Origin of the sequence: [Flexibacter] sp. ATCC 35103, from assembly GCF_001975985.1 — a bacterium.
Lineage (GTDB): Bacteria > Bacteroidota > Bacteroidia > Flavobacteriales > Flavobacteriaceae > Flavobacterium.
Genome location: NZ_MTQF01000006.1, coordinates 283,508 through 301,299, shown reverse-complemented (window position 1 = coordinate 301,299; position 17,792 = coordinate 283,508). Strand labels below are relative to the sequence as shown.

Annotated in this window: 16 protein-coding genes; 10 read left to right on the top strand and 6 right to left on the bottom strand. The window is 33.8% G+C overall.

What is annotated here, in order from left to right; translation table 11 throughout:
• The first annotated feature begins 73 nt into the window (after window positions 1–73).
• From BXU01_RS14300 to BXU01_RS14260, 9 genes are all read left to right on the top strand, one after another.
• Window positions 74–1,348, top strand: a complete 1,275-nt coding sequence (locus BXU01_RS14300) for a TIM barrel protein (protein ID WP_083693831.1) — start codon at window positions 74–76, stop codon at window positions 1,346–1,348.
• A gap of 12 nt (window positions 1,349–1,360) precedes the next feature.
• The gene (locus BXU01_RS14295; protein ID WP_083693830.1) at window positions 1,361–2,722 is read left to right on the top strand and encodes an FGGY-family carbohydrate kinase; all 1,362 of its coding nucleotides are present in this window, start codon (window positions 1,361–1,363) and stop codon (window positions 2,720–2,722) included.
• A gap of 507 nt (window positions 2,723–3,229) precedes the next feature.
• Window positions 3,230–3,970: a (Fe-S)-binding protein gene (locus tag BXU01_RS14290; RefSeq protein WP_083693829.1), complete on the top strand. Its 741-nt coding sequence runs from the start codon at window positions 3,230–3,232 to the stop codon at window positions 3,968–3,970.
• A 6-nt stretch (window positions 3,971–3,976) separates the two neighbouring features.
• Window positions 3,977–5,377: a lactate utilization protein B gene (locus BXU01_RS14285; protein ID WP_083693828.1), complete on the top strand. Its 1,401-nt coding sequence runs from the start codon at window positions 3,977–3,979 to the stop codon at window positions 5,375–5,377.
• A complete protein-coding gene (locus BXU01_RS14280) occupies window positions 5,370–5,957 on the top strand; it encodes an LUD domain-containing protein (RefSeq protein ID WP_083693827.1) in 588 nt (195 codons plus the stop codon). The genes BXU01_RS14285 and BXU01_RS14280 overlap by 8 nt, the downstream gene beginning before the upstream one ends.
• A 128-nt stretch (window positions 5,958–6,085) precedes the next feature.
• On the top strand, window positions 6,086–6,988 hold the full coding sequence (locus BXU01_RS14275; RefSeq protein WP_083693826.1) for a carbohydrate kinase: 903 nt from the start codon (window positions 6,086–6,088) through the stop codon (window positions 6,986–6,988).
• Window positions 6,989–7,548: 560 nt separating this feature from the next.
• Complete coding sequence (locus tag BXU01_RS14270; protein WP_083693825.1) at window positions 7,549–7,962, top strand: hypothetical protein; 414 nt, start codon at window positions 7,549–7,551, stop codon at window positions 7,960–7,962.
• A gap of 225 nt (window positions 7,963–8,187) precedes the next feature.
• Window positions 8,188–8,574 carry a helix-turn-helix transcriptional regulator gene (locus BXU01_RS14265; protein WP_083693824.1) on the top strand — a complete coding sequence of 129 codons (387 nt, stop codon included), beginning with the start codon at window positions 8,188–8,190 and terminating at the stop codon, window positions 8,572–8,574.
• Between the two features lie 259 nt (window positions 8,575–8,833).
• Window positions 8,834–9,196 (top strand): carboxypeptidase-like regulatory domain-containing protein, encoded by a 363-nt coding sequence (locus BXU01_RS14260; RefSeq protein WP_165689790.1) that lies wholly within the window; start codon window positions 8,834–8,836, stop codon window positions 9,194–9,196.
• A gap of 59 nt (window positions 9,197–9,255) precedes the next feature.
• On the opposite strand, the gene BXU01_RS14255 is transcribed toward BXU01_RS14260, so the two are convergent.
• Window positions 9,256–9,588 (bottom strand): YegP family protein, encoded by a 333-nt coding sequence (locus tag BXU01_RS14255; RefSeq protein ID WP_083693822.1) that lies wholly within the window; start codon window positions 9,586–9,588, stop codon window positions 9,256–9,258.
• Window positions 9,589–9,825: 237 nt separating this feature from the next.
• Here BXU01_RS14255 and BXU01_RS14250 point away from each other — a divergent pair, with 237 nt between their 5' ends.
• Window positions 9,826–10,308 (top strand): copper resistance protein NlpE, encoded by a 483-nt coding sequence (locus BXU01_RS14250; RefSeq protein WP_083693821.1) that lies wholly within the window; start codon window positions 9,826–9,828, stop codon window positions 10,306–10,308.
• Window positions 10,309–10,471: 163 nt separating this feature from the next.
• Here BXU01_RS14250 and BXU01_RS14245 read toward each other — a convergent pair whose 3' ends face one another.
• The 5 genes from BXU01_RS14245 to BXU01_RS14225 all read right to left on the bottom strand — a co-directional run bounded on the left by BXU01_RS14245 (window position 10,472) and on the right by BXU01_RS14225 (window position 17,740).
• The gene (locus BXU01_RS14245) at window positions 10,472–11,035 is read right to left on the bottom strand and encodes a DUF2911 domain-containing protein (RefSeq protein WP_083693820.1); all 564 of its coding nucleotides are present in this window, start codon (window positions 11,033–11,035) and stop codon (window positions 10,472–10,474) included.
• 161 nt (window positions 11,036–11,196) lie between these two features.
• Window positions 11,197–13,008, bottom strand: coding sequence for a glycoside hydrolase family 2 protein (locus tag BXU01_RS14240; protein ID WP_083693819.1), 1,812 nt, complete (start codon window positions 13,006–13,008; stop codon window positions 11,197–11,199).
• Between the two features lie 33 nt (window positions 13,009–13,041).
• Complete coding sequence (locus tag BXU01_RS14235; RefSeq protein WP_083693818.1) at window positions 13,042–13,929, bottom strand: hypothetical protein; 888 nt, start codon at window positions 13,927–13,929, stop codon at window positions 13,042–13,044.
• Window positions 13,930–14,063: 134 nt separating this feature from the next.
• On the bottom strand, window positions 14,064–16,475 hold the full coding sequence (locus BXU01_RS14230; RefSeq protein WP_083693817.1) for a glycoside hydrolase family 2 TIM barrel-domain containing protein: 2,412 nt from the start codon (window positions 16,473–16,475) through the stop codon (window positions 14,064–14,066).
• 80 nt (window positions 16,476–16,555) lie between these two features.
• On the bottom strand, window positions 16,556–17,740 hold the full coding sequence (locus tag BXU01_RS14225; protein WP_083693816.1) for a glycoside hydrolase family 88 protein: 1,185 nt from the start codon (window positions 17,738–17,740) through the stop codon (window positions 16,556–16,558).
• Between the last annotated feature and the right edge of the window lie 52 nt (window positions 17,741–17,792).

The window sequence follows — 17,792 nt, the reverse complement described above, 5'->3', positions numbered from 1 at the left end:
AAATACTAACGTTAAACCAGAGATGAATTTATATAATTTATATATTGTAATCTCTATTAAAAGATAAAATAATATGTTAATCGGATCAAACAATATAGAATCTCACAATGAGGATTTATTAAAAAAACATCAGAATAAATTTGCTTTTACAGTATCAGAAATTGTTGATACAGAATCGATTATTCAAAAACTGATCGATTTTCAAATTGCAATTCCGTCTTGGGCTTTAGGAACAGGAGGAACAAGATTTGGACGTTTTGCAGGAGGTGGAGAACCACGTTCTATAGAAGAAAAAATCGAAGACGTTGGTTTGCTTCATGCTTTAAACAATGCTTCAGGAGCAATTTCTTTGCACATTCCGTGGGATATCCCAACAGATTATAAAGCAATCAAAACCCTTGCCGCACAACACAATTTAAGATTTGATGCCATGAACTCGAATACCTTTCAGGATCAGGCAGGTAAGGCAGGTTCATATAAATTTGGATCGTTGCAAAACGTAAACAAAGCAGTTCGCAAACAAGCAATAGCACACAATATAGAAGTTATTCAACACGGAATCGAATTAGGATCAGAATCACTAACAATTTGGTTAGCAGACGGATCTTCGTTCCCGGGACAATTAAATTTTAGAAAAGCATATCAAAATACATTAGAAAGTTTAGAAGAAATCTATGACGCATTACCTTCAAACTGGAAATTATTTTTAGAATATAAATGTGCTGAGCCTAACTTTTATTCGACTACAGTGGCAGATTGGGGGCAATCCTACTCGTATGTTAAAAAGTTAGGCGATAAAGCGCAAACTCTTGTCGATTTAGGACATCATTTGCCAAACGCTAATATAGAGCAAATCGTTTCTTTATTATTAATGGAAGAAAAATTAGGAGGATTCCACTTTAACGATTCAAAATACGGAGACGATGATTTAACCGCCGGAGCCTTAAAACCATACCAGTTATTCTTGATATTTAATGAATTGGTAGAAGGAATGGACGCCAGAGGAATGAATCACGCCAAAGATTTAGGCTGGATGATCGATGCATCGCACAACATAAAAGATCCTCTTGAAGATTTATTGCAATCTGTAGAAGCCATTATGATTGCCTACGCACAAGCACTTTTAGTAGATAGAAAAGCATTAGAAATTGCACAAGAACAAAATGATGTAGTAAAAGCACAGGAAATCCTGCAAGATGCTTTCCGTACAGATGTTCGCGCATTAGTTGCTGAAGCCCGTTTGCGTTCAGGAGCTGCACTTAATCCGGTTGAATTGTATCGCAGTCTTTCCGTTAGAAAAAATCTAATAGGAGAAAGAGGCTTAAAAACCATGGCTACAGGCTTATAAAAATCAGTATAAATGAATGTAGTTGCAATTTTTGACATTGGTAAAACAAACAAAAAAGTATTTTTATTTAATGAAAATTATAAAATTGTTTGGGAAAAATCAGTTAATCTGGAGGAAACCGTCGATGAAGATGGTTTTCCCTGCGAAGATATCGAGGTCCTGAAAAACTGGATATTCGAACGATTAGCAGAAATAAAAACCCTGACCGATTATGTTTTAAAAGCCATCAATTTTAGTACTTACGGTGCTAGTTTTGTCTACATTGATAAAGAAGGAAAAGTTTTAACACCTCTCTATAATTATCTAAAAGAGTATCCCGAGGAATTAAAAAATAACTTCTATAACAAATACAAAGGAAAAGAAATTTTTGCAGTAAAAACTGCTTCTCCCGTTTTGGGAAGCCTCAATTCAGGAATGCAGATTTACAGACTGAAAGAAGAAAAGCCGGAATTATTCAACCAGGTAAAGTACTGTTTACATTTACCACAATATTTGAGTTTTTTATTAACCCATGAAGCTTATTCTGATATTACAAGTATTGGATGCCATACCAATCTTTGGAATTTCAAGAAGATGAAGTATCATAAATGGCTCAAAAACGAAAATATTTCGGCTAAAATTCCACCGCTACATTACGGAAAAGATACAATAAAAAAACAAGACGGATTAGCCATAGGCGTGGGTTTACACGACAGTTCATCAGCTATAATCCCGTATACCATAAACTTTACAGAACCCTTTGTTTTGCTGTCTACAGGAACCTGGAGTATCTCTCTGAATCCTTTCAACAACAAACAATTAACTTTTGAAGAGTTACAAAACGATTGTTTGTGTTACATGCAATACACAGATAAACCGGTAAAAGCAGCGCGCCTTTTTGCGGGAAATGAACACGAAGTACAGACCAAAAGATTGGCGGAACATTTTAAAGTGCCTTTAGATACGTATAAAGAGATTTATTTTGATAAAAAGATAGTGTCGAATTTACGCGCTCTAAATTTTCAGATTATTTATCCAAAGAAATATGATTTTGATATTCTAAAAGAATGTCCTTTTCAAAAAAGAGATTTGAGTAATTTTAAAAGTTACGAAATCGCCTATCATCAATTGATGCTGGATTTAGTCGAACAACAGTTTTTTTCGACTAATTTAGTAGTTCATAATAGTCCTGTAAAGAAGATTTTTGTAGACGGAGGTTTTAGCAAAAATTCAATTTTCATGAATTTATTGGCAGAAGCTTATCCGGATATCGAAGTTTATGCCGCATCAATGGCGCAGGCAAGCGCATTAGGAGCTGCATTGGCAATTCATCAAAACTGGAATTCTAAACCAATCCAGAATGATTTAATAGATTTGAAGTTTTACAAACATTAAAAAAAGAAATTAAAAAATAAAAAATCTGCTCAATCTGCAAAATCTGCGAGAGAAAAAATAGCCACAGATTAAAGGATTAAAATGATTTAGTTTCACGTAGATTTTACAAATTTAATTTTAAATAAAAAATCTGCCCGATCTGCAAAATCTGCGAGAGAAAAAATAGCCACAAATTAGAGGATTAAAAGGATTTAGTATCACGCAGATTTTACAAATTTAATTAAAAATAAAAAATCTGCTCGATCTGCAAAATCTGCGAGAGAAAAAATAGCCACAGATTAAAGGATTAAAATGATTTAGTTTCACGCAGATTTTGCAAATTTAATTAAAAATAAAAAATCTGCTCGATCTGCAAAATCTGCGAGATAAAATACAGCCACAGATTAGAGGATTAAAATGATTTAGTTTCACACAGATTTTGCCAATTTAATTAAAGATAATAATCTGCGTATATCAGCTTAAATCTTTTAAAATCTGCGTAAAAAAATTATAACAATTACCAAGAATATGAAAATCGGACTATTTATACCGTGTTATGTCGACCAGTTTTACCCAAAAGTAGGTATTGCAACCTATGAACTTTTGCAGAAACTAGGTTGCGAAGTTCATTTTCCAATGGGACAAACCTGTTGCGGACAACCTATGGCAAATAGCGGATACCAATATTTAACCAAAGGATGCGATGCTAATTTTATAGCTAATTTTACCGGATTTGATTATATTGTTTGTCCTTCCGGAAGTTGTGTTTTGCATGTAAAAGAACATTTACATGACGAGAAACAAGAAGAAGTAGCCGCAGAAATGCGAAAGAAAGTCTTTGAATTAACAGAGTTTATTACTGATATTTTAAAAATAGATTCTATCGACGGAAATTTTCCGTACAGAGTAGGAATGCACGTAAGTTGTCACGGTCAACGCGGATTAAAACTTTCGCAGATGACAGAATTAAACGCACCGTTTTTTTCTAAACCGGAACAATTACTGCACAATATAAAAGGATTAGATCTGGTTTCGTTAACCAGAAAAGATGAATGCTGCGGTTTTGGAGGAACATTTTGCGTGACCGAAGAAGCAGTTTCAGTAAAAATGGGACAAGACCGAATAAAAGATCATGAAAACCATCACGTAGATTATATTACCGGCGGAGATATGTCGTGTTTGATGCATTTAGAAGGAATTCTAAAAAGACAAAAAAGCCCGATAAAAACCATTCATATCGCCGAAATATTAAATTCACTCGGAAATTAAAGCACAATGTCTTCAGAAAAAATAATACAGCACAGCGAAGCCGCAGCAAAATTCAACAAAGATGTGGAACGTGTCAACTGGCACGATGAAACACTTTGGTTTGTTCGTGAAAAACGTGATAAATCAGCACATCAAATTCCGGATTGGGAATTACTTCGCGAAACAGCTTCGAAGATAAAAAATAATGTACTTTCTAATATTCATGATTATTTAGTTGAATTTGAGGCAAATGCACAAAAAAACGGAATAAAAGTACATTGGGCAGCAGATGCAAAAGAGCATAACGAAATTGTACATTCGATCATGGCAAAACACGATGTAAAGCAAATGGTCAAATCAAAATCAATGCTTACAGAAGAATGTCATTTAAATGATTATCTAGCCGAAAAAGGCATCGAAGTAATCGATTCTGATTTAGGAGAATACATTGTTCAGCTTCGTAAAGAACCGCCAAGTCATATTGTTTTACCCGCAATTCACCTTAAAAAAGAAGATGTCAGCGAAACCTTTCACGAACATCTGGGAACAGAAAAAGGAAATATAGATCCTCAATATCTGACAGAATCGGCTCGTTTGAGTTTAAGAAACACCTTCCTGACCAGAAAAGTAGCCTTAACCGGAGTAAACTTTGCCATTGCAGAAACCGGCGAAATTGTAGTTTGTACCAATGAAGGAAATGCAGATATGGGCGCGCATTTAGCCGATGTGCATATTGCCTGCATGGGATTCGAAAAACTGATTCCGCAGCGCAAACATTTAGGTGTTTTCCTGAGATTATTAGCCAGAAGCGCAACAGGACAACCTATAACTACTTTTTCAAGTCACTTTAAGAAACCAAGAGAAGGAAAAGAAATTCATATTGTTATAGTCGATAATGGCAGAAGTACACAATTAGGGCGGGAAGATTTTAGAAACTCCCTAAAATGCATTCGTTGCGGTGCCTGTATGAATACGTGTCCGGTTTACAGACGAAGTGGCGGACACAGTTATCACAATGCTGTTGCAGGACCAATTGGGTCGATTCTGGCACCAAATCTGGACATGACTAAAAATGCCGACTTACCATTTGCAAGCACACTTTGTGGTTCTTGTACCAATGTTTGTCCGGTAAAAATCGATATACACGACCAATTGTACAAATGGCGTCAGGTGCTGGTAAAAGAAGGACATACGCCAAAAGCCAAAACCGTTGCAATGAAAACGATGGCAACAGTTTTAGCAAACCCAACCATTTTTAATATTGCAGGAAAATCAGGTCGTTTTGTAATGAAAAATGTTCCCGGATTAGTCCATAATAAAATGAACAAATGGTACGATCAGCGCGAGATGCCAGCCGTTCCGGAAGAATCTTTTAGAGAATGGTACAAGAAAAATTCAAGAGAAGCAAAAGCAAAAGACAATGAGTAGTAAAGCGGATATTTTAAAAAAAATAAAGCAAAACCAACCTGCTTTAATTACGGATTTGCCGGACTTGAATGTTTTAGGTTCAGAGAATTTTAATGTACTTGAAACCTATAAAACAGTATTAAAAAATATTGGTGGAGATCCTGTAGAAGTTGCTGATTATGCTGAAATCATTCAATATATAAAAGCAAATTATAATCTCGATAAACGCCTGATAACAACCATTCCGGAGCTTTCTGAAATTGCATCTTTAGACTGGACAAACGATGATGTACATTCACTTCAGGATGTAGAATTAACGATTGTAAAAGCTCATTTTGGTGTAGCCGAAAATAGTGCACTTTGGGTTACAGATGATGTACTAGGGCAGCGTGTATCGCCTTTTATTGCGCAATATCTCGCTATTATAGTGTATAAAAAAGATCTTATCGCAACAATGCATCAGGCTTATGAAAAAATTGGAAATCAGGAATACGGTTTCGGTACCTTCATTGCCGGACCATCTAAAACAGCTGATATCGAGCAATCATTAGTTCTTGGAGCTCACGGCGCAAGAGGATTAATTGTTTTCTTACTCGATTAATACGCAAAGATTGAATAGGATTTAATATTTCTTTTTTTGTTTGTAAATCCCATATTCCATAGGTCACCACAAAATAAAAGTTTAACTTTATAATATAGAATGTATACAAAATATTAAAAAAGTTGAGAATGAATAACGGTAAAAACCTTAAAGCAGTAGCTTACGGAGAAGTACTTTGGGATGTTTTTGATAATGAAAAAAAAATTGGCGGAGCACCTCTGAATGTTGCGTTGCGCATGAAAACATTAGGTTGCGATGTAGCCATGATTAGTTGTGTAGGAAATGATAAAGATGGCGATGCTATTATTGATCATATAAAAAGTCTGGGACTCGAAACCAATACTATTATACAATCAGAAGAATATCCAACAGGTTTAGTAAATGTTACCTTAGATAATACAGGATCTGCAAGTTACAGTATAAATTACCCGTCGGCCTGGGATAAAATTGTTTTAAATAAAAGAGCTGTAGAAATAGTAGATAATGCTGATGTTTTAATTTACGGAAGCCTCGTTTGCAGAGATGAAGTATCCAGAAAATCTCTTGAAGAATTGCTGCAAAAAAACGTTTATAAAGTGTTTGACGTCAATCTGAGAAAACCACATTATACATACGAAATACTCGAACAATTAATGCATTCAGCTAATTTTATAAAGTTTAATGATGAAGAATTGCTTGAAATTTCGGCTGCTTTAAAATCGCCATTTACAACTTTAGAAGAAAACATAAATTTTATAGTTCAGCATACAAAAGCGACGGGAATTTGTGTTACCAAAGGCAAAGACGGAGCCTTATTGTTCTGGCAGGGAAAATTGTATGAAAATGCAGGTTATCCTATTAAAGTTGCTGATACAGTAGGAGCAGGGGATTCTTTTTTAGCAGCATTGACCACTTCGCTGCTTACCGGAAAAGAACCTCAGGATGCCATAGATTTTGCCTGCGCTGTAGGAGCTTTGGTTGCCCAGTCTCCAGGTGCAAATCCAGAAGTTTCGCATTCTAAAATTGAAAACTTAATGAATAAAGTTTCATGATTTTTTGTTTCTGAAGAATATTTAAAAAACACTCTCAAAAGGAGTGTTTTTTTTGTTATAGATTAAAGAGATCTATTTATGTCTGTCGGAATTTCTGTTTTTTTCTCATTTTTAGTGTCAGTTATCAGAAAATTTGAATCGATAATCCGGTGTTTAATAAGTATGGGACTATTAAAGATTTTTTTTCGAATACATTTTGGCACAAATGCAATTAATTATTTGTATATATTAATTTTTGCTGTCAACGACTATTTTTTTTGTTATAAATAGTGCTTATTTTTTTATATCTGTCTAAAAAACAGCGCTGTAGTGTGAAAAAAAATAGTAATAAGTACATCGTAAAATTTACACAACAATAGGCAAAAATTAACAATATAGATTTAATTATAACTTTTAGTTATATTCTATTAGAGGGTTTGTAGGAAAAAAAAACGAGATAATGCGTAATATTGCGAGGAAGAAATGTTGTTTTAAATTAATTGTTTGAGATAATTTTTTAACTGTTTTATTTTAATTCTTCAGTACAATAAATTCATGTTTTTTAAATAACCCAAATTATTATGTTCTTTACCCTTACTCATGACCAAGTTCAGTTTCAGTATGGATCAAAACGATGGCAATACAGCTTTAATGAAATTGCCGAACTTGGTTTACTCAAAAAAAAGAAGTCCTACCTTCTTGAAAATGGCGCTTTTATTTCGGTAACAGCTTTTGCCTATTATTGTATGGTTTTCTCTAATTTATCTGAGTTGTATTACATAGCACCTACTTTGTTAATGTATACCATTCTGATCATTTTGAGATTTTATAATGATATCGAATTCGAATATTATGTCATTGTGAGAGACATTTATAAAAAAGAAACCAAGGTAAAAATCAATTCTACAGATCGTCCCGTAATAGGAAAACAAATTGATCATTTCTTACACCTGAATTTTGACCGACTGCTTCAAAAAACAAAAAAAAATCTATAAAACCAAGCCATGTTATTATCAGGAATCTCCCTTTATGATTTAGTTTTGATGGCAGCGGCTATTCTATATGGTTTTATTATTACGACTAAAAAAAAATGAACAAATATTACCTCAAGAAACCTACGATTGAAGTAGTATGATATTACACATTAAAAAGCTATAGCTGTAATACCAAAAGTTTAATACCGGTCAGTTTTAGCTATACAAAATACCCCAAATAAAATTATGACCTCTTCAATAAAAAATAAAATTAAAAGCATTAGAGAATTAAAAAATTATACCCAGGAATATATGGCAGATCAACTAGGAGTTACACAAGCAGGTTATAGTAAAATTGAAAAAGGAAAAACGATTCTTTCTTATGTAAAATTGGTTGAAATTGCCCGAATTTTAGAAGTCAGTGTAGAAGATGTTATCAGTTTTGATAGTCAGAGATATTTCAATAATTTTAATAAAGTCAGAGGAAATAATAACGGAAGTATTCAAATTAATTCTGATAGCAGTGCAACCCTAAAAGTCCTTTATGAAGATAAAATAAAGTTATTAGAAAAATTATTAAGCAAAACAGAAGAAGAATTATGTCGCTATAAAGATAAATTTGGACAGCTTTGAAATCTGTAAACAAGCTATAATGTTAGTACATATTTAGTTGCAAAAAGGTGTATGAAAATTTCATGCACCTTTTTTGTTTTTTTGCATGCCTAAAAATCACTAAAACTGGGTATTGCATATTGTTTTAAAGTGATATAAATTGCCGGAAATATATCTGTAAACTAAAAATACAATTAATAAAACAGATAATATTTATCCATAAAAGATTCTTCTTTTAAGGTCTGAACGATTATTTACAATGACAATTAAAAAAAAAGAAATGCAAAATAAATTGATATTAAAAGTAAAGCTAATTATTTTGAGCCTATTATTTTGCAGCTGTACAAACAACACTTTGTCCGGTCACGTATACGATTATGATACAGGTGAACCGCTTTCGAATGTGCAGATAGACAGTAACGGAAATAAAACCGAAACAGATATTAACGGATATTTTAATATAAAAATAAAACCAAACAACATTTGCAGATTATCTTTAAAGAAAGAAGGTTATGAGGCAAAGAAAGTAAAACGCAAACCAGATTCTTTGGGCTTGTTTTCTCAGGGAAATATAAAAAATCGTAAAATTTATCTGTTTAATAAGGAAAGCGATTTTTCTAATAAAAGAAGCGATTATAAATAGAAAAGGCATAAAAAAAACGAGGCTTTTAAGTCTCGTTTAATTTAATATGGTATAAAAAATTACACTGTTTGATCATCTGTAGTTGCGTCAGGAGCATTTTTCTTGACAGATTCAATCCCGCTTTCTCTTGCAGAAGTACTCTCATACATTTCGCTTGATCCAATGATTTGACCATTGGTAGCCTTTAGATTGAAATATGGTTTTCCGTTGCTGGATTCCTTTCTATCATAACGAGCATCATCCTGTGAGTTTGTTTTCACAGATTCAATTCCGTTTGTACAAGCCGCTTTAGTAGTATAGCCTTCACTTGCTAAAATAGTCTGGCCATTACCTGCTTTTAAATTAAATTGGAATTCACCATTGGTTCTTTTGGTAATTACAAATTTTCCCATGTAGTTTTATTTAAGTTAATATAATTTATTTTGCTACAGATAAAAATACAAAACTTCATCATATAAATCATACAAAACGAAGAAATAATACTGACGTCATAAAAAAATAACAAGCCCATAAAACGAATGAACTATACTAATTTTTAACCTGCAAATTTTCGATTATTTCAGAAAAAAGGTTAAATAAAACCAATAAACACAAGAATATTCTTATATTTAATTTTTAAAACATATAATATGAAAAAGTTAGTAGTGTTGCTCGTTGTTGCTTGCCAGTTAATGTCTTGTAATTCTAAAAAGAAAGAGGAAACTATTCAGGATACCTCTGATGTACTCGATAGTGAAAATACAGAAAATGTTTTGGGACAAGTCATGGTATATGAAGGTTTATTGCCGTGTGCTGATTGTGAAGGAATTGAAACTGTACTAAAAATTTATCAGGGTGATGGTACAATCGAAGGACATACATTTGAATTGACAAGTGTATATAAAGGAAAAACACCTGAGAAAAAGGTAATAGTCGAAGGGAACTATAATCTTGAAAGAGGATTAGAAAAAGATCCCGACGGAACAATTTATGTCTTAAATTATGACAGGCCAGAAGCAGAGCAGTTATTTTATGGATATTCTGCTGCAAATCCTGATAATTTATTTTTATTAAATAATAAAAGAGAAAAGATAAAATCCAAGCTCAAGTATTTTTTAACCCTCAACGAATAATTATCTAAAAAAAGGAAACAGGTTCTTATTTCGTGAACGGTATTTTTTTAAACATAACTTAAGTAAAGTAAAACATCAGATGAAATTATAGAAACCGTTAAGGCTTAAAAACAAAAAAGAGACATTGAAAAATGTCTCTTTTTTTATTATTAGAATGAATCCATTATTTAATTGTAATAGGCAATTCAACTGTTGTTTTGTCCCAACCAATAACTAAATTAGCAACAGAATCCTTACTTGTAAAAGCAATTGATAAAGCTTCGATTACTTCAGATACTGATTTTACAGGAACTGAAACCCTTACAAAATCTTTACTTTCGTCATAAGCATAACCTCCCCATAAATCAAGTTCTTTATTGATAATGATTGTCCATTTGTCTTTTTCAGGAATAGCAAATAAACTATAAGTACCGGCCGGAATCTTTTTACCGTCAATGGTAACCGCTTTGTAAAATTTGATTTCTGTATTTTCATTAGCACCAACTCTCCAAACTTCACCAAACTTTACAACATCACCAAAAATTGTACGTCCTTTTACAGAAGGTCTTGCATAAATAACTTTTACAACAGGATTTGGATTATCAGTTTTTTTGAATTTAACAGCTTTGTTCGGGAAGTAAGAAATATCTACCGGACTTGCATCCAGCGGAGCAAATTTTACTGCATCTTGCGCATGAACTGAGAAGGCAGCAAATAAAACAACTGCCAGTAAACTAAATTTTTTCATAAGATTAATTTATTTTGATTACTACAAAGTAAGTTAATAATGAAGAAAAATCATATAATTAAACTTTGTTTTTTGTTAATGAATTGATAACGGTTCTTACATTTAATTAGATTGAGGTACAAGGCTTTCCTTTTTTTTTCTCATTTTACGAAAGAATACTTTTAATACTCTTTTTTCTTCTTTGCATACCAATCCTGCATGATATAAAAAGCTTTCTTTTTATTCCCGTCATTAGAGATTAGCCCTTTTCTGTTATAGCCGTCCTGAATTCCCGGAAGAAGTCGTTTTGGCGATCTGAAATCGACCAGAATCCACGGACTTAAACCACTAAGGTGAGGTATTTTTTCGATCATCTTCAAATTCTGAATGTATAGATATTCCTGATATTCCTCAGTCCAGCGCTCGTTTTTTTCTCCGTGGAATCCCTGTTTTGCATCTCCGCCAAATTCAGAAACGATGACAGGTTTGTTGTATTTGGTTTTCCATAAAATCTTCTCGGCATCTTCCAGTTTTCCACCATACCAGCCCAAATACTGATTGAACGAAATGATATCCAAATATTGACCAATTTCATCGTTTATAGTACCAAAACCATTTCCGCTTTGCGTTAATAAAGCCGCGCTGATTAATCTGGTATTATCTAAAGATTTGGTGTGATCCACCAGGTTTTTTATAAAAATATTTCTCGCATCAGATATTGGTGTTTCATTTGCCATCGACCAGATAACAATACACGCCCTGTTTTTATCTCTGGTAATAGTTGCTGTCAATTGATCTTCGGCATTTTTATAGGTACTTTGATTGGTGAATTCAACGGTCCAGTATACCGGGATTTCTTCCCAAACCATCAAACCTAATTTATCTGCCGTTCTTATTATGTTTTCGTTATGCGGATAATGTGCCAGACGAACATAATTACAACCCAGTTCTTTCGCCCAGTTCAGTAAACGCAAAGCATCTTCTTCAGAATTTGCACGTCCGCCTTTTGCATTTTCTTCATGAATAGAGATTCCGCGTAAAAAGATTTGTTTTCCGTTCAAAAGGATCTTGTCTTCCTGCGTTTCAATTGTTCTGAAACCAATAGTATCTTTTAGTTTTTGCCCGTTAAAATCAATTATAACTTCATATAATTTTGGATTTTCGGGAGACCAATACGAGATTTTTTTCGTCGGAATTTCAAAATTTACCATTCCGTCAGCACCAATTTTTCCTTTGTAACTAATTTTCAGTTCAGGAATTGAAATTGTTATATTATTCTGTGCCGAATTATAATTATTGATTTTAATAAAACCGGCAATCAAATCTTTATTATTCTTTTTAAGCTGAATGTTATAATCTTCTACAAAAGATTCATTTTCCTCGATAAGAGTTACATCGCGTGTAATTCCGCCATAATTCCACCAATCCGTATTAATAGTAGGAACATCTTCTTTATGTCTTGTATTATCTACTTTTACAACCAAATAATTGTCTTTTGGTTTTACAATAGATGTTATTTCATAATTAAAAGGCGTAAAACCACCTTCATGAGTTCCCAGCTTTTTCCCGTTCAAATAAACATCTGCTTTATAATTTATTGCTCCTAAATAAACAAAAAGACGTTTTTTGTCTTTTAGATCATAATCAAAAGATTTCTTGAACCAGACATTTCCTTCGTAATATTTAAGTTCAGGAACCTGCGAATTCCAATCTCCGGGAATCGTAATCGTTGGAGATTTGTCAAAATCATATTCCACTAATTCCTGTTTGTTCACAGCATGATAATTATTAAAAAAAGCACTATTTGATGGTTTTTCCTGTTTGTCATACTGATCGAGATGAAAACTGTAAAATCCTGTTTGATACGGATCAATAATATAATTCCAAACCCCGTTTAAAGAAGTTGTATTTCGATTAGGAATATTTGAAATCAGGTTTTGTGCCTGTCCAATAAAAACCGTTGTTAGTAATAATAAGGTGATTAGTTTTTTCATTCGTATATTTATTTTGTTTTATATTGTTGAGAACTAATTATCTTTTTTAGATAAAGGAGTTATTTCCTGTATGCTAAAATCCGAAAATCGCATTGTTTCATCTTTCATATCGGCAATATCTTTCAAACTGCGATACATTCCCCATTTAGGTCTTATAAAAGAATTTGCACTGTAATTAGTTCCGGTTTTTGAAAGATAGGCAGTACGAATCGTTTGAATATTAGAATTGCTGTAATTCATTAAAACTGTTCCGTCACTTACTTTTTTTATCGTTAAATCATAAGTTCCTTTTAAACCAATTTTAATAGTTTCTGTTGCTTCAACCCAGATTCCTTCAAAAAGGGACATATTTACCGTTTGATATTTTGTCATTTTTGTAGCTTCGTCCTTTACATAAATAAGTTCTAATTTATTTGAACCATTTGACATTTTTCTTAAAGTTAAAGTAAACAAAGGATTGCCATCATCGCCATCTACCGCTTTAATCTGATGAATATGGGTAAAATTTTTAGTAGGTTTAAATCCTGTAGGTATCTTAAAACGCCATTTATATTGTATGGTTTCGCCGGTTATTCCTTTTAGATTATCTGGAGAAGGTTCAAATGACTTTATTTCGACGCGTTGCCTGTCTGTTTTACCTTTAACAGGTTCATTGTCTGGCGGTGTATTAGTAATGTGTAGATTAAATTCAAATACATATTTCTTCAGATCATTATCATAAACCTCTGTGATGTGACGCCCAAAATCTGGATGTATAGCGTCTGGAGCTTCTACGGAGCCGTTTGTTGTTCCGGGTGCCAATGCTTTTGTAATTAATTCGTAAGTACCAACTCCGCCCGGACCATCTGCATTTAAGATTACTTGTGCGTTGGTTGCAAAACTGCTCATTAAAGCGATTCCGTAGAAAATGGTATTTTTCATAGTTTCTGATCTTTATTTATTCTCATGTTGTCATTTCTCAAAATGACAAGCCAGACTTCAAAGCATGATATCAAAAAATCTGCTTAATCTGCAAAATCTGCGAGAAAAAAAACTTGCGAACTTTGCGTTTAAACTTAATTAACAATAATCTTCAAATATTCACCTTTAAAACTCTGATTCAAAGCCGTCATCTCTATCGGAACACTTGATCCGTCAGGAACCACTTCGATAGAAGCTTTTCCGTTTGCCATTTTTATGGATTCGCTTCCGGTTGGCGTTCCCTGGCTTTTCATTGTTTTTCCACCTTTCAAACACTGAAAATAAACACTTTCTTCATAATCTAAACAACGCAAATTGTTATTATCAATTGCAATTGCAGTGACTAAATAATTGCCATTTTTTAATTTTTCCGATGACAATTGTAAAGAAGTTGCCGTATCATTTTTATTGAAACGATAGTTTACTTTTATCGTATCAGATACTTTTTTCCCGTTTTTAGTTTCTCCAACAGCGATCAGAATATTTTCACCTTTCTTAAAATTAACATCCCAAGTTAAGCCATTTGCAGGATAAAGTGAAAGATTTCTCTGTTTTTCTCCAAGCGATTTCCCCTGATGAAATAAAGTAACCTTGTCACAATTACTAAAAACACTCAACGTTCTGGGAGTATTTTCCGGACCTTGTCGTTCTGTCCAGGTATGCGACTCGATATAGGTAAAAGGTTCATCGCTCCAGTAACTTTTAAAAACATAATACGCATCTTTTGGATTTCCGTTGCGATCTGCCAATCCTTTTTGATTCATGTACGGAATATCATCTTCCGGACGTAACGGCGTTGCAAAATCTTTAAATGCCCACTGAATATTTCCCACAAACGTTGGATCATTCTCGGATATATGCAAATGCCAGTCGAATAAATCAACGATATAATTCTCACTCCAATCACCAATTTGGGCAATATTTGCCACTTTTGTTTGCACAATGGCTTCTTCCCAACCTTCGGCTTTTATGATATTTTCACCGGTAACAGGATTTTCGCTATGACGTCCTACGTGACTGTCTCCGCCATATTCGGCATGAATAAAATGCTTGTATTCTTTTTTGTAAACATCAATTGCTTTTTGATAGTTTTTATAACTTCCGGAATACCAGCCTGACCAGATAGAAGGGGAGAAGACATCGACAATTTGTGAACCTTCGTAGTATTTTCTAATCGCCGTTTTTCTGGTTGGATCCATTTTATGGGCAATGTCGTTAAGTTCCGTCAGGAATATGTTTGTTTTTTCGGTATTATCTCCGTCAGTAAAATCAGGCAGCCAATTCATTTCGTTTCCAAGTGACCAAATGATTATACTTGGGTGATTGTAATTTTGATTGATGATTTCGGCAAGCATATTTTTAGTATTCGTTTGCCAAAGTTCACCGCCAATTCCGCCACGGCACCAAGGCAATTCATCCCAAACCAATAAACCCAGTTCATCGCAGGCTTTGTAAATTTCAGGATCTTGCGGATAATGCGCCAGACGAACAAAATTAGCGCCCATCTTTTTTATTGATTCCATATCAGCGCGATGTTGTGCATTGCTCATTGCAGCGCCAACTGCGGCTTGTTCTTCATGACGGTGTGTGCCACGAATCAACAATCGTTTTCCGTTCAGGTAAAACGGACCGTGATCTTTAAACTCAAACCATCTAAAACCTACTTTTTCGTTTACGCTGTCTCTTACTTGGTTTTTCTCAGATAAAAAAGCAGTTATTTTATATAAATTTGGTTTTTGAGTATCCCATAATTCAGGATTTTTCAGGTTTTCGAATGTAATGGTGGTTGTCTTATCCAAAACCGGAATCGTTTTGCTGGCAACTTTTTTTCCTTTCGTATTTTTAAGAACTACAGTTAACGATAAATCTTTGGTATTATCCGGATTTACAGTCGCAGCCACAATATTTAAAGAAGCTTTTTTAGCCGAAACTTCAGGAGTTGTAATTTTTAAGTTCTCGATATGATTTTTGTATTTAGACAATAACCAGACATCACGGGTTATGCCGCCATAAATAAAGAAATCACTTTTTTGAGAAGGGATAATTTCAATATCATAACTGTTATCAACCCGAACAAAAATATCGTTGTTCCCTTCTTTAATATAATTGGTAATATCAATTGTAAAACCAATGTAGCCGCCAATATGTCCTCCGGCTTCTTTACCGTTTACATATACTTTTGTGGTTACATTCGATCCTTCAAAATACAAGTAATAACGTTGATTTTGATCAATTTTAGAGATATTCAGTTTTTTTTGGTACCAGCTTGCATCACGTCTGTAACCCGGATTAAGATCTGTTGCATCTTCTGCATTCCAGGTGTGAGGTAAATTTAGAGAAGTCCAGTTTGTCGCTTTTTGTGCTTCACCAAGACTTGAAGTATGATTTTCGAGATACAGCCAGTTTTCATTGATATTCATTTTTGTCTGAGCAAAACTGCCCAGACAAATTTGAAAAAAAACAAAAAGCGCAAAAATAGAAAATGTATTATTTTGATAATTCTTCATGTGTGTATAGGTTCAGAGGTACAAAGGCCCAAAGATTTCAAGGTTCATAAGTTCAAAGGCAAAAAAACTTTGTTGCTTTGTTACTTTGCCACTTTTCTTAAAAGAGCTTCCAGAAAATAATAGTCGGCATAGATTATAGGTTCGTCAATTTCGTCGTGTTTTGGCCAGTTTCCAGTGCTGTGATCCAATATAAAAGGCGCATTTATATTTGGATCTAAAATGTATTTATCCGAATGTAAACTCGTGATTATCTTATCGGCGAAAGCCAAATAACTTTTGTTTTTAGTATAACCATAAAGTTCATACAAAGCAGAAGCCATTACGGTTGCAGCAGAAACATCTCTTGCAGAATTAGGAATGGCAGGATCTCTAAAATCCCAATACGGAATTGCGTCTTCTGGCAGGTTTTTATCTGTCATAAAAAATTGTGCGGTTGCTTCGGCTTGTTTTAGATATGCAGGATCTTTGGTATAACGGTACGACATGGTAAACCCGTAAACCGCCCAACCTTGTCCGCGTGCCCAAACCGAATCGTCATTATATCCCTGAAGTGTCGTTTTTTTTCTAACAGCTCCGGTTTCCGGATTATAATCAATGACGTGATAACAGCTATTGTCTTCTCTAAACTGGTTTTTAAGTGTTGTATTGGCGTGTTTGATGGCAATATCCTGATACTTTTTGTTTCCGGATAATTTACTGGCTTCAAAAAGCAATTCGAGATTCATCATGTTATCGATAATTACAGGATAATCCCAAATTTCCTTATTGAAATCCCAGGAACGGATTGCACCTACTTTTGCGTCAAAACGAGTACATAAAGTTTCAGCTCCTTTAATGATTACGTCCTTGTATTCTGGTTTGTTTTCGGCTTTTAGACCTTCGCCATAACTGCAATAAACTTTAAAACCTACATCGTGAGAGTTTCTGTTTACGCTTTCTTTTTTGCTAAAACGAGTCCATTTTTCAGCTTGCTTTTTATATTCTATATTTCCTGTCAGTTGGTATAATTGCCAAAGGTTTCCGGCAAAGAATCCGCTCGTCCAGTCTCTGGATGGAACTTTTTTAATATCATTTGTTTTGATCGTCATACTTCTTGGCATAGACATAGAATCAACCGGATAATCGAGTACCATTTTGTATCGGGTTTCCAGAAGAGTCTTTGCATTTGCAGAGCTGACTTTTGTTGGGGAATTAATCCCGGATTTGCATGCCGCTGCGAGCAATGCAAACCCCAGAATTAAAACAAAAAAACTAACTTTATTCATACTTATTAATTGTTTTTTAGTTTCTAAACTAAATTTAAGACGCAGATGACGC

What these genes read in the sequence shown, in the direction of transcription:
- BXU01_RS14300 (WP_083693831.1), top strand. Translation starts at nt 74, where the DNA reads ATGTTAATCGGATCAAACAATATAGAATCTCACAATGAGGATTTATTA.
- BXU01_RS14295 (WP_083693830.1), top strand. Translation starts at nt 1,361, where the DNA reads ATGAATGTAGTTGCAATTTTTGACATTGGTAAAACAAACAAAAAAGTA.
- BXU01_RS14290 (WP_083693829.1), top strand. Translation starts at nt 3,230, where the DNA reads ATGAAAATCGGACTATTTATACCGTGTTATGTCGACCAGTTTTACCCA.
- BXU01_RS14285 (WP_083693828.1), top strand. Translation starts at nt 3,977, where the DNA reads ATGTCTTCAGAAAAAATAATACAGCACAGCGAAGCCGCAGCAAAATTC.
- BXU01_RS14280 (WP_083693827.1), top strand. Translation starts at nt 5,370, where the DNA reads ATGAGTAGTAAAGCGGATATTTTAAAAAAAATAAAGCAAAACCAACCT.
- BXU01_RS14275 (WP_083693826.1), top strand. Translation starts at nt 6,086, where the DNA reads ATGAATAACGGTAAAAACCTTAAAGCAGTAGCTTACGGAGAAGTACTT.
- BXU01_RS14270 (WP_083693825.1), top strand. Translation starts at nt 7,549, where the DNA reads ATGTTCTTTACCCTTACTCATGACCAAGTTCAGTTTCAGTATGGATCA.
- BXU01_RS14265 (WP_083693824.1), top strand. Translation starts at nt 8,188, where the DNA reads ATGACCTCTTCAATAAAAAATAAAATTAAAAGCATTAGAGAATTAAAA.
- BXU01_RS14260 (WP_165689790.1), top strand. Translation starts at nt 8,834, where the DNA reads ATGCAAAATAAATTGATATTAAAAGTAAAGCTAATTATTTTGAGCCTA.
- BXU01_RS14255 (WP_083693822.1), bottom strand. Translation starts at nt 9,588, where the DNA reads ATGGGAAAATTTGTAATTACCAAAAGAACCAATGGTGAATTCCAATTT.
- BXU01_RS14250 (WP_083693821.1), top strand. Translation starts at nt 9,826, where the DNA reads ATGAAAAAGTTAGTAGTGTTGCTCGTTGTTGCTTGCCAGTTAATGTCT.
- BXU01_RS14245 (WP_083693820.1), bottom strand. Translation starts at nt 11,035, where the DNA reads ATGAAAAAATTTAGTTTACTGGCAGTTGTTTTATTTGCTGCCTTCTCA.
- BXU01_RS14240 (WP_083693819.1), bottom strand. Translation starts at nt 13,008, where the DNA reads ATGAAAAAACTAATCACCTTATTATTACTAACAACGGTTTTTATTGGA.
- BXU01_RS14235 (WP_083693818.1), bottom strand. Translation starts at nt 13,929, where the DNA reads ATGAAAAATACCATTTTCTACGGAATCGCTTTAATGAGCAGTTTTGCA.
- BXU01_RS14230 (WP_083693817.1), bottom strand. Translation starts at nt 16,475, where the DNA reads ATGAAGAATTATCAAAATAATACATTTTCTATTTTTGCGCTTTTTGTT.
- BXU01_RS14225 (WP_083693816.1), bottom strand. Translation starts at nt 17,740, where the DNA reads ATGAATAAAGTTAGTTTTTTTGTTTTAATTCTGGGGTTTGCATTGCTC.